The organism is Gynuella sunshinyii YC6258, from assembly GCF_000940805.1.
In the GTDB taxonomy this organism is placed as follows: Bacteria; Pseudomonadota; Gammaproteobacteria; order Pseudomonadales; family Natronospirillaceae; genus Gynuella; species Gynuella sunshinyii.
Genome location: NZ_CP007142.1, coordinates 1,924,688 through 1,937,632, shown reverse-complemented (window position 1 = coordinate 1,937,632; position 12,945 = coordinate 1,924,688). Strand labels below are relative to the sequence as shown.

The following is a 12,945-nucleotide window of genomic DNA, read 5'->3' as shown; positions in this document are numbered from 1 at the left end:
GAGACAGACAAGCATGATCACGGACATCACCGAACAACTGATTCATACAGCTGAGCGATTGCGGGAAAAGAAGTTTTTCCATCAGTCTGACAATCTGATTTCTGCATTGGTTCCTGGCACAGCTTCATTGCTGTACCTCACACCTGACGGAGACGCACGGCCCTGTGCATTTGCCGCCATTGACAGCCAGCCAGAGGAGTGGCGGCAATCACTGCGGCTGCATGCGCAGATTTATCAGGCACGCCAGGATGTTGGTGCCATTGCCCGACTCAGCCCACAATGGTGCCGGGCACTGGCACAGCTTAATGAAGTCATGCCGTCAGTGTTTGACGAGCAGGCCCGCCACATTGGTAAATCCTGGTCTCTGAACACCCCCAGGCAGTTGCTCAAAGTGATTGCCAAAGGAGGGAACTGTGGCACCCTTGAAGGAGATCAGCTGGTGTTTGGCGTCACTCTGAACCGAATGGTCTTTAATGCTGAACTGTTCGAAAAATGCGCGATGGCTTACACCCTTGCCCGTGCCAGCGGCAAACCGGTTGGATCGGTTCCCTGGTGGGTACGTTTGATCGCCGGACGTCGGATGATTGCCGATGAAAAAAAAGCGGCAATCAGCCATCAGGCGGGGCAATTGGCAGAAGAGCTACGTGCCTACTGACATCCCGGTATGGTTGGCTGTTTTTTGAGAGGACCGTATCAACACGGTCCGTTCTCGACCGTCTTCAGTATAAATCAATGCTCAACCAAACAACCGGCCGCAGACTCTTGGCCATCATGACTACCCACAACAGTGGAAGATATCACTCAAAAATTTCTGAATAATACGGACCCAAAAGCCAGGACAAGACCGCAATCCGTGACCAGTCCGCTGGAGCGGATCTGGACATTGCCATTCATCTGCGACCGAAGTGTCAGCCCAGCGCAACAGCTTTATTCGCTCTAACTGACTGATTTGAGAAGATTTTCAACACTGAGTCAGGGAGGCAGGCAATTATTAAGATGATCTCCAAGATATTTACCCACAAAATCAAGCACCCTATGCTATAACGTTTACACTACTCTACCGAGTCACGTGGTTCATTCCTGTTCATGACCAAATATTTAGTTTTCACTGTTTTGTATCTGGCGATGTATGCCCATGCCGGATCAGTTGTCTTAACGGATGATGTGGTAAATATCCGAAACTTTGAAATCGGCTATCTCATCAACAGCCCACACACTTACACCATTGATGAAGCCATACAGGCAGAATTTACACCGGCCCCCAACCGTCTGTCACTGCCCAGCAACCAGTTGGATATCTGGGTCAGATTCAGTGTCAGGAATGCCTCGGATAGTGTAATCGCCTGCAATATTCACAACTCCATTTCTTACTTCAATCGGGTCATGGATTTTTATGAAACCCGGAATGGCGTCATCCTGGATCAGAAACACATCGATTTGTTTGCCTGGACGGGTGATACCAAATTATTGCATGGCACAGATTCGGTCTTACCCATTCATTTGAATCCGGGTGAAGAAAAAACCTATTATTTCCATTTTGTTTCACCCGCTTATCAATACTTTGAATATCTGATTCTGGATGATCAACATACGCTGGCGGAACTCTCTACCAAAAATATTTTTCCTGTTCTGTTGGTTGGCATGCTCATCGCTCTGGCCTGCTTTAACTTTCTGCTGTTTTTTTCCGCCCGCTACAAAGAATACCTTTATTACTCCTTATATCTGGTGTCATCGATTATCTGGTTTGTATTTGAATACGGCATTTTGTCCCATTACTTTGGTATCTACGGCATGCGCGGCCACCTCACCAGTTACGGTCTGCTGAGCGCCACGATCTTTTTGAGTCTGTTCGTGAAAAAAGTTTTACAAACCGCCAAGTTTTATCCTCTGCAAAACCTGGCTCTTAATTCCACCATTGTATTGCTGGTACTGAATCTATTATGGGGGGTTGTGAATTTTTTCAACGCGCTGGACATCAGCGTGTACTTTTTCATCTATGCCATCGCCGTATACTTTTGGGTTTCCATCTCGCTGATGAGACAGGGCAACACACTGGTGAAGTATTTGCTGGCCGCCCAGTTGTTCTTTATCTTTTTCGCGCTGTTCGGCATTTTGTTTTATGAAGGCTATTTACCTTACAACTGGTGGACCCGTTACTCCATTGCCATTGGCGTGACAGTTGAAGCTTTTATTCTCGCCTATCTGCTCTCACACAGAATCAAACTGCTGAAAGTGGATCTGGAAACAGATTCATTGACAGGCGCGTTTAACCGCAGAACGTTATTTGATCAATTCATGCAGGAAAGCAAGCGCATTTCAGCGTTGGAATCATTGGTATTTGTCATTTTCGATATTGATCAGTTCAAACTCTACAACGACACCTATGGTCATCCAAAAGGCGATGACATTCTTAAGATCATTATTCACCACTTGCAGTCTCAGTTTCCGGAAAGTTCGGTATTTCGCCTTGGAGGCGAAGAGTTTGCATTGCTGTTTACCGCAGAAAATGCGGCGGCGGCCCAACGTAAAGTCAGCGATATCCGCCTGGCCATCGAACATCTGAGCCTGGCATTTCCCGAATCCCGCCATGGCGTCGTCACGGCCTCATTTGGCGCCAGTGTAATTGAGTCCGGACGCATACAAAATTTTAACGAGCTCTATCAACAAACCGATGCCCGACTGTATCAGGCCAAACATAATGGCCGTAACTGCGTGGTGATGTAGTCCTGGTTCCGGTGTCATGAACCCCATGGTCGGTCATGCGTCGCACGGTAACGACAAAACCCGGCATCTTGGTTATTATTACCCTCCCTCACAGGCCCTGAACTTGGAGTATTCTTGTCTGCACACACCCCTCAATTCGACCTCGTTATCATTGGCGGCGGCCTGGTCGGACATGCATTACTGGCAGCATTGACGCCGCTATATTCACAAGGTGCCAGAATCGCTCTGCTGGAATCCACCGCTGAGCCGGATCAGCAGCAGATTGTAGGTTATTCCCCGGCGTTTGATGATCGTTCTACAGCCATCTCCGCTGGCAGTATCCAGATGTTACAGAAGTGGGGCTTGTGGGCCGGGTTGCGGGATTATGCGGAAGCCATCCGGCACATTCAGATCAGTGAGAAAGGTGGGCCGGCCACCGCAGAACTTCATGCCGAGGACCATCAACCGGCCCTGGGTTATGTCATTCCCAACCGGGCTCTGGGGACCGCGCTATTGAGTCAGAGCCGCAAACTGCCAGTTACCTTGAAGTTCTCCACCACGGTTGAACAATTACAGTTCCAACCGGAATGCGTCGTGTTAAAGACACAGCAACAGGAAGAGATGACCGCACGACTGGTCATCGTTGCCGAAGGCGGTCGTTCTGAACTGAAGAGCAAACTGGGCATTCAGGAACAGCAGCTACATTTTCATCAGCACGCCATCATTGCCAATGTAGCTCATCAACAAGCACATCAGAACTGGGCCTATGAACGCTTCAGCGAGTCCGGTCCGCTGGCTATGTTGCCCCTGACCATGCAACAGCACCGATCCGTCAGTGCACTGGTCTGGAGTGTGGATGAGCAGCAGGTGGATGAACTGATGGCGTTACCGGCATCCACATTTCTGGCTCGCCTGCAGCAACAGTTTGGCGGCAGGCTGGGCATGCTCAACGATATCTCGGATCGCTTCAATTACCCGTTAGTGCGTACTTACACACCGGAACAGGTTCGCAGCCGGCTGGTACTACTCGGCAACAGCGCTGTCTCCCTGCATCCGGTCGCCGGCCAGGGACTGAATCTGGCTTTGAGAGCCGTATCGAGCCTGGCCCAGACACTGATTCAACAACCATTGCCGCAACTCGGACAACTGACGCCACTGCTGCAATATCAACAGCGCATCCATCAGGATCAATTATGGGTCATGGAGTTCTGCGATAAACTGGTTCAGGGGTTTTCACTGCCTGGACTCAAACCTGTCAGGGCATTGGGGTTGGGCATGCTCGACCACCATACGATAGCCAAAGAACTGTTCAGCCGCTATGCCATGGGGCTGGCGGGGGGCCAATTACATGAGAATACATTATGAGCAATGCGATCGATTTTGATGTTCTTGTCGTCGGTGGTGGCATGGTGGGTGCCAGCCTGGCGCTAGGTGCCGCCAGGGCCGGTCTGTCAGTGGCGATTATCGAAGCTCATTCTTTGAGTCCGGCGTCCATGTCGGGTGTTTCCGGGTTTGAGCCAAGGGTCAGTGCCATCAACCATGCGGCCCGAAACTGGCTGAAATACCTTGGGGTCTGGGACGACATCAATCAAAGCAGAGTCTGCAATTATCACCGCATGGAAGTCTGGGAAGCAGATGGCACCGGGGAAGTCTCGTTTTCAGCCCAGGCGATGAACATTGCGGATCTTGGCTGCATCATTGAAAACCAGCAGATCCAGCAGGCACTGGTTAAAGGCATCAGTACAACCTCTGGTATCCGGACCTTTGAGGCGCTCTCCGTAACGGCTCTGCATCAACAGGACGACCATACCGGCGTCTCACTCGGTGATGGTACTTATCTGACCGCCAGACTGGTGGTGGGAGCTGATGGTCATGAATCCAAAGTCCGTGAACTAGCGGGTTTTAAAACCAGCAGCTGGGACTATCATCATCAGGCGCTGGTCACTTCGGTCAAAACCGAAAAACCACACCAGTACACCGCCCGTCAGATATTTACCGCAGTCGGTCCATTGGCCTTTTTGCCACTGAGCCATGAGGGGATGGATGAACACTGGTGCTCAATCGTCTGGTCAATCAACAGTCATGAAGCCGAGGATATCTTTGATCTGCCGGAAGAAACGTTTAAACAACGGCTGGCCCGCAGTTTCGAGTTCAGGCTCGGCACAATACAGGAAGTGGATCAGCGCTATCTGATCCCGCTACAACAACGCTTTGCCCGTTCCTATGTCCAGCCCGGCGTAGCTCTGGTCGGCGATGCCGCTCACCGTATTCATCCACTGGCAGGCCAGGGCGTGAACCTTGGCTTTCTGGATGCCGCCACACTGACAGAAACCCTGGCTAAAACCGTGCGTTTAAAACAGTCACCGGGATCATTGTTTTACCTGCGCCAATATCAACGCCAGCGTCAGGCTCATAACCTGGCCATGATGGCCGCCATGGAAGGGTTTAAACGCTTATACGAAGCCGATGCTTTGCCGGTTCGCTGGCTGCGCAACCAAGGTATGAAGTGGTTTGAACAACTGCCCTGGCTGAAACACGAATGTGCCAAGGCAGCAGTTGGTCTGACTGGTCCCTTACCTTCTGTCATGAGTTAGTACTTATTAACTTACTGATCCATGCTTACGGCTGATGTCCCGCCCAAAAACCAGTTCACAGCACACCACCCTGGGGTAACTCCGATCATCATGACCAACCCGCAGAGCAATCTCGACAAAAATCGCTCTGCGGGCATGCGTCCTCACTATAATCAGTTTGCAGATCCGTGTTGAGCCCGTGCTTGGCTCTACAAAGGCACTGTTGATCTGAATCACCATCACTTTTTAAAAAATACACAAATCCAGCCTTGAGAGCCGGCCAATTTTTCTTATACTGTATAAACATCCAGTATTTGAGATAAGCACATGGATCTTTTGCAAACACTGACCGACAGTGGTCAGGTCTGGTCTGGCAACAGCTGGTTACGCCACAGCACCCGAACCTGCTCAACGGGTTACCCTAGTCTTGATGCTGAACTACCCGGTGGAGGCTGGCCTTTGGGGGCAATCACCGAAGTTTTATGCTCCCATCCAGGGCAAGGCGAACTACGGCTTATCCTGCCGTGCCTGGCAAAACTGGGGCAACAGGATGACCGCTGGCAATTCTGGCTGAATCCTCCCTACCAGCCCCATGGCCTGGGCTTATTACACTGGGGTCTGCAGCCGGAACGGCAATTGATCGTGCGCTGTGAACGCAGTGATGATCTGCTATGGAGCATTGAACAGGCGCTGCTTTCCGGTGGCAGCAATGCGGTTATCGCCTGGGCAGAGGCCCTGAACAAAGCCCAGTTAAGGCGGATTCAGCTGGCCGCCGAAAAAAATCTGCTTCCTGTTTTTTTGCTCAGGCCGCTACGCTATCAGGATGCCCCCTCAACCGCAGCGTTACGTCTCAGTCTGTACAACCAGGGCAGAAATCAGTTGTGTCTGCACATCTTGAAAAGCCGGGGAGCCTGGGTCCGGGAACAGCAGATTCTTCCAGTACCGCTGTTTCATGATGCAGAGTGTTGAGAGTGTCTTCCCTCTGGTTGTTTATCTATTTTCCCAGATTGGCACTGGAGTCTTACTTCCTCAGCAGTGACGGCAGCAAACCACAATTGCTCCTGAACCCTGGCTCCAGAGAAGTAGTACAGTGCAACTGTCTGGCCGAAAGACTCGGAATAAAAACCGGGATGAGTGCCAGCACGGCCTACTTTCTACTAGAAGATGCAGAAATCGGCATTTATGACACCCATATTGAATACGAAAACCTGCAGCGACTGGCTTTGACCGGTTACCGATATTCCGCCCACGTCAGCCTGATAGCACCCGATGGCCTGTTACTGGAAGTGGGTACCATGTTGAAACTGTTCAACGGCCTGGAGAATTACTGGCAGCAATTGCAGCAAAGTTTTCAACGGGCAGGTTTCACCGCTGTTTATGCCGTGGCACATACAGCCCGGGCAGCCGAAACTCTGGCTCGCAATCAAATCCCCTGCTGTAGCACCAGTGCCGATGAAGTAACCAACAAGCTCGATGCCTTAACAGTTTTCCAGCTGGATATTGAAACCCGACTGGCGCAAAGGCTGACATCCATGGGTATACATCATTATCAACAATTACGTCGACTGCCGCGCTCCGAACTCGGATATCGGTTTGGTAAAACACTGGTGCATTATCTGAACACATTGGAAAAGGATCAGACGCTGCAACAGAGTTTTGTGATTCCACCACACTTTCGCCACCAGATTGATCTGCTGCATGAAGCGGAATCTGCCAGCCACCTGCGGTTTCCTCTCAAGCGACTGTTACAGTATCTGGAACAATATCTGTCAGCCCGGCAACTGACAGCCGAGCAGCTGTTTATCAAACTGATCCATCGTCAGAGATCGCCCACCATTCTGCGAATTCAGGCGATCAATGGCGCCTGGAAATATCGTGACTGGCAGAACCTCATCAGTATTCAGCTGGAACGCACGCGGTTATCTGAACCGGTCATCGCGCTGCAATTACGCGCTCATCATTTTCGGCCACAAAAGCAATCGGCCAGGGATTTATTGAAGCAACATTTTCCCGAACAGGATAAGGATCAGTTACTTTCCATTCTGATTTCGCGACTGGGTCATGAGCAGGTCAATACCATACGACTCACGCCGGATCCTCGCCCTCAATATGCCAGCCAACTTGTTTCAGCGGATATGTCAGCTCAATTCAAAAAACCGGAAAAGCACCCACAAAAACTTCATTATCCAGTTTTATTGCTGGCCCAGCCTAAACCGGTTAATCCCCAAAACTATCGTTTGCTGTCAAAACCGGAGCGTATTGTGACCGGACGCTGGCTGAACGGCTGTCATTACCGCAAAGATTTTTTCCGTGCAGAAATCATGGCGGCAGATCATGCTCATCAAATACATTGGTTATCGCGTCGTGATGATGGCAACTGGTTTTTGGAGGGAGTGTTTGCCTGATGGATTATGCTGAACTCCATTGCCTGAGCAACTATAGTTTTCTGCGCAGCGCCTCCCACCCGGAGGAACTGGTCAGCCGGGCTTACGAACTGGGTTACCGTGCGCTGGCGCTCACTGATGAATGTTCGGTTGCGGGTGTCGTAAAAGCCTGGAAAACCATAAAAGCCGGAAAATACAAAGATTTTCAGCTGATTATCGGTTCTGAATTTACCGTACAGAATCAGAAAATCATTCTGCTCTGTCCCACTCATCGGGCTTACAGTCAACTTTGCCATCTGATTACCCGAACCAGACGCCGGGCAGAAAAAGGCAGTTATCATCTTTACTGGCGGGACCTTGGCAAGCAGCTCGATGAATGTTTGTGCCTGTGGTTACCCGGGCAGAATGATCAGGACCAAGCCACGGTGGAAGATCTGAAAGCTTTTTTCCCCGAACGGCTCTGGCTGCTGACAGAAAATCTTCTCACTAATCAAAGTTTCGAATATGCCGACTACTGCCAGCAACTGGCTGACAACCATCAACTGCCCTGCGTCTGCGCCAATCATGTATTGATGCATACGCCTGAGCGCAAAGAGCTTCACGATGCTTTAACGGCTATTTACCATAACTGCTCCGTGATGGAAGCCCTGCCGCATCTATTACCAAATGCTGAAAATCATCTCCGTTCAATACGGAAAATTGCTTCTATTTATCCTTCCACACAGATCAATGAAACGATCAATATCGCCAGACGCTGCCATTTCTCCCTCGACAGTCTCTGCTATCGTTATCCACGGGATGTCGTACCGGGCAATTACACCGCCGAGCAGTATCTGAAAATACTGGTGGAACAAGGCAAAAAGCGCCGGTTTCCCCAGGGTTCGGATCCCAAAATCGACGCCACCATCAGCAAGGAATTAAGACTCATTCATCAGAAAGAATATGAGCATTATTTTCTGACCGTCTACGATATCGTTCGCTTTGCCCGTTCTCAGAATATTTTATGCCAGGGGCGTGGCTCTGCTGCCAACTCAGTGGTCTGTTACTGTCTTGGGATTACCGAAGTTGACCCACGCCAGGCCACGCTGCTGTTTGAGCGGTTTATCTCCGATAACCGGGATAAACATGATCCACCGGATATCGATGTTGACTTCGAACACGAACGCCGTGAAGAAGTCATTCAGTATATTTATCGTCGCTATGGTCGCAAACGGGCAGCCCTGGCCGCCACTGTGATTACCTACCGACGCAAAAGTGCGTTGCGGGATATCGGCAAGGCCATGGGCATTAACATTAATCAACTCAATCAGAAAATCGCCAATTATGGCTGGCGCTACCGCAAACAAAACTGGATTGATGAAATCATCAGCGATGGCTTTGGTCTGTCACAGGCTCACATTGATTTATTTAAGTCGCTGCTCAAGCAGATCCTTGGTTTTCCCAGACACTTATCCCAACATGTCGGTGGGCTGGTACTGACCGAAGGAGTAGTGGCTGATCTGGTCCCTATCGAAAACGCCACCATGAAAGACCGTACGGTGATTCAATGGGATAAAGACGATCTCGAAGCATTGGGCCTGATGAAAATAGACATACTCGCTCTCGGTATGCTCACCGCCATCCGCAAAACCCTCGACATTATCAATAAGGTTCATAACTCTTCCCTGAGCCTGCAAAAAATCCCCCGGGAGGAGTCCGATGTTTATCAAATGATTCAACAGGCCGATACCATAGGCATATTTCAGATTGAGTCGCGCGCACAGATGAATATGCTGCCAAGACTGCGGCCAGCCTGTTATTACGATCTGGTCGTACAGGTGGCCATTGTCCGGCCGGGTCCTATACACGGTGACATGGTGCACCCCTATTTACGTCGTCGCACCGGACTTGAGCCCGTGGAATACCCCAAACAAGAGCTGATTCCCATTCTTGACCGGACATTGGGAGTGCCTATTTTCCAGGAACAGGTCATTGCTCTGGCCATGGTCGCAGCAAACTTCACCGCCAGTGAGGCAGACGAATTACGTCGCTCCATGGCCAGCTGGAAAAAAACCGGTCATATCAGTCAGCTTCGTGATCGACTGACCACCAACATGCTGGCCAATGGTTACCCTATGGACTTTGTCGAACGCATCAACCGTCAGATAGAAGGGTTTGGTGAATACGGCTTCCCGGAATCCCACGCCGCCGGTTTTGCTTTGCTGGCGTATATTTCTTCATGGTTAAAACTGAGATATCCGGCTGAGTTCTGCTGCGCATTACTCAACAGCCTGCCTATGGGGTTTTATTCCGCTTCACAGTTGATACAGGATGTCCGCCGTCATGGCGTAACTGTTCTACCCGTTGATATCAACGATAGCCAATGGGACAACAGCATCGAGATTTTGAGTGGCCGTGCTACTCTCAGACTGGGATTCTGCCGGATTAAAGGATTATCCGAAGCCACGATGCAGAACATTGTTCGCTTAAAACCCGAACAGGGTTACCGTTCTCTCAAACAACTGGAAAATATACCTGGCATCAAAACCACGGACCTGGACGCACTCGCATCCGCCAATGCACTGAGTACACTGACCGGTCATCGTTTCCAGGCTCGCTGGGAAACGTCTGCTCTCAAACTTCAATATCAGTTACTCAACGATAGTTTCGAAGACACCCAGGTAACATTACCGGCCCCCGATGATTTTCAGAATCTTCAAGAAGATTATCTCAGTACCGGCCTGACACTCAACAAACATCTGCTGACACTGCTGCGGGAGAAAAACCTGATCCCCAAAACTCCGACCGCCAGTGAACTGCTGGGTATCGCCAAGCAGGCTGAACTGGCACAACAACATCAGCCATTTTACAACGGTAAAATCAGAATACCGGTTTTGGTGATCGGTTTGATCGTTAACCGACAAATGCCCAAAACCAACAATGGTGTCACATTTGTCACACTGGAAGATGATACCGGCAACATCAACGTCATAGTCTGGTTACAGCTGGCTCAAAAATATCTGAAAACCCTGACCACTGAACAACTGGTGGCTGTACAGGGATTTCTTGAAAAAGCCAATGACAATGATGTCGTTCACGTAATTGCACAACAGATCATTGGTTACAGTGAACTTCAGGGAAGATTGAACATTCGTTCACGGGACTATCATTAAGTCACCGGCAGCAATGTGTGAAAAGACTGGGCTGGATGACTGAGATCACAGCCCAGTCGATTAATCAGGCAACCATTTCCAGAGTGACCTTTCCGGACTGGCAACGATAGCGATAACGTTGGCCACGGTAGTATATTCCCTGAACGTCACAGTCTCCCCAGGGTGCCGGTTTGGGCTGCCACTCCTGGTTCAAAGATGGATACAAGCCCAAACCACCAAACAACATCGCCGCGGCCGGCATGCCACTCCACCCCTGCAAAAAAGATCCTCGACCATACACTGGGTCGTAGTATTCCACCGGGGTCAGCCATTGTTGTTCGAGAGAGTAACTAAACCAGCGGGTTAGAGGATAACGCCAATCGTCCCGTTGATGTCTCATTTTTGCCCATGCAAGCATACCACTCAGATACGGCCAGTCGCTGCCATTATGATAACGAAACGGATAAGAAGACTTCTCAACCAGATTTGGTACATGTTCGTAAAGCGGAAAACAGGTCATCACTCCCCAATCGCCAAACGGTTGCTCAAGATTATGACAAGTTTCCAGTCTGGCGGTGATTTTATCCAACACTGCCTGTTGGCTGGTTTCTGAACCAATATCAAAAACAGCCGCCAGCGCCTGTTCGATGGACACATTGCTCTCACTTACTGGAGCAGAAGCAGCATCAGAATTAACGTAATTACGATATCCGCTTTCATCGTCCCATAACAATTTCCGAAGATTCTCCGGAGCACTGGCAATATCATCGCTCAGATCAGCCGCCAATTCATTCTGACCAACAAACAGGAATACTTCATGCAAACATTTAATCGCTCGGCAATACAACAAACTGTCGTATACCACATAACCCTGACGCACCACATTATCACACCAGTCACGGCGATTTTCGGGTTTGATCATGACACCAGTCGTTGCATCAATACAGCTTTGTAATTTATGAAAACAGAGCCTTAAAGCATCAAAAATAGTACGCCCGTTAACCTCTTGCTCCAGCAAATCTTTGTCATGAGTCCAGGCCAGATAATCGTGCACCATCATGATAAAAAAAGAAGGCGAATCATAATGATCCGGCCAGAACTGGGTAAATTCATTGGACAATTGATTATAAATGACTGCACTGGGACATGAACCATCCTCACCAACACCATGAGCCAGAGTCAATATTTCTTTTTTAACGAGATCAGGACGGTAAGGCAGTACCGGAAGCACCGTCCAGTAACCGTCACGAAAATACGTTCTGGAGGGACTCTGATAATTCACACCAGCGTAAAAGGCCGCAAACTTATCACCGGACTCTTTATAGGACGAACACCCCACATTTAAACACGCCGAAAACAGAGCGTTTAACTCCATATCCTGACTGGAAAAGGCGCTCTTCAGCCAGTGTCCATAATTCTCTGCATTATCAATGAGTTGTGAATAAACATCTTCAAACTGATCAGAACGAATACAATCGCTCCCCCCTGATATCATAATGAACATGGTCACTGAATCACCTGGTGCTACTCGGTCTTTCATATCCAGATTATATTTCAGATCACTATCTTCAGTTTGTTCAACATCCAGCATATGACTTGCAAATAAAGCAAACCGATATTCATCACCTAAATCGATTTCCAATTGCCGGTTACGTCCCTTCCAGGAAACATTTAATGGACTCGCCTCATATCTGCCATGCTGTCTAACCACAGAAGCAACGTATCCCTGCCGGTCCACCTGCATCCCATGACGCAGAAAAATTTCAGCACTTTCATTACCATGATTAGAAAATATAAATCGTAGAAGAATACAGTTATGGGATTCATCAACATAGGACTCAGATCTGACAGATACCTGGTCGAGCTCTTCGCGGCTGCCAAAATCAATACTCTGAATGCGCCCAAACGAACGAACTTGTTTACGGTGCTGTGCAGGTAAGCGTTTTCGATTCACTGTCCAGCTGGTAAACCAATGATCAGTTACGAGAACAGGCCACTCTCCAGCCACCGAATACTTGGAAATACCACCGTTACCATTGAACTGTGTCAATAGCCGGCAATTAGACACATCAAATTCCAGAGGTTTGTACCATAAAGCATCTGTAACCAGGCTATGGTTATCCACCATGGTATTTGTCTTCATACGACTCTCCA

General features: G+C 49.4%; 8 protein-coding genes. 7 read left to right on the top strand and 1 reads right to left on the bottom strand.

What is annotated here, in order from left to right; all coding sequences use genetic code 11:
- Positions 1–13: 13 nt before the first annotated feature.
- The 7 genes from YC6258_RS08595 to YC6258_RS08560 all read left to right on the top strand — a co-directional run bounded on the left by YC6258_RS08595 (position 14) and on the right by YC6258_RS08560 (position 10,812).
- Positions 14–655, top strand: coding sequence for a class II aldolase/adducin family protein (locus YC6258_RS08595; RefSeq protein ID WP_052830169.1), 642 nt, complete (start codon positions 14–16; stop codon positions 653–655).
- Positions 656–1,086: 431 nt separating this feature from the next.
- Positions 1,087–2,724 (top strand): GGDEF domain-containing protein, encoded by a 1,638-nt coding sequence (locus YC6258_RS08590; RefSeq protein WP_044616632.1) that lies wholly within the window; start codon positions 1,087–1,089, stop codon positions 2,722–2,724.
- Positions 2,725–2,838: 114 nt separating this feature from the next.
- Positions 2,839–4,068 (top strand): FAD-dependent monooxygenase, encoded by a 1,230-nt coding sequence (locus tag YC6258_RS08585; RefSeq protein ID WP_044616631.1) that lies wholly within the window; start codon positions 2,839–2,841, stop codon positions 4,066–4,068.
- The gene (locus tag YC6258_RS08580; protein ID WP_044616630.1) at positions 4,065–5,297 is read left to right on the top strand and encodes a UbiH/UbiF/VisC/COQ6 family ubiquinone biosynthesis hydroxylase; all 1,233 of its coding nucleotides are present in this window, start codon (positions 4,065–4,067) and stop codon (positions 5,295–5,297) included. The genes YC6258_RS08585 and YC6258_RS08580 overlap by 4 nt, the downstream gene beginning before the upstream one ends.
- 306 nt (positions 5,298–5,603) lie before the next feature.
- Positions 5,604–6,245 carry a translesion DNA synthesis-associated protein ImuA gene (imuA, locus tag YC6258_RS08570; RefSeq protein WP_052830168.1) on the top strand — a complete coding sequence of 214 codons (642 nt, stop codon included), beginning with the start codon at positions 5,604–5,606 and terminating at the stop codon, positions 6,243–6,245.
- Between the two features lie 2 nt (positions 6,246–6,247).
- Positions 6,248–7,681, top strand: coding sequence for a Y-family DNA polymerase (locus YC6258_RS08565; RefSeq protein WP_044616628.1), 1,434 nt, complete (start codon positions 6,248–6,250; stop codon positions 7,679–7,681).
- Entirely contained in the window at positions 7,681–10,812 is a 3,132-nt protein-coding gene (locus YC6258_RS08560) for an error-prone DNA polymerase (protein WP_044616627.1), read from the top strand. The genes YC6258_RS08565 and YC6258_RS08560 overlap by 1 nt, the downstream gene beginning before the upstream one ends.
- A gap of 64 nt (positions 10,813–10,876) precedes the next feature.
- On the opposite strand, the gene YC6258_RS08555 is transcribed toward YC6258_RS08560, so the two are convergent.
- Positions 10,877–12,934: an amylo-alpha-1,6-glucosidase gene (locus tag YC6258_RS08555; RefSeq protein ID WP_044616626.1), complete on the bottom strand. Its 2,058-nt coding sequence runs from the start codon at positions 12,932–12,934 to the stop codon at positions 10,877–10,879.
- Between the last annotated feature and the right edge of the window lie 11 nt (positions 12,935–12,945).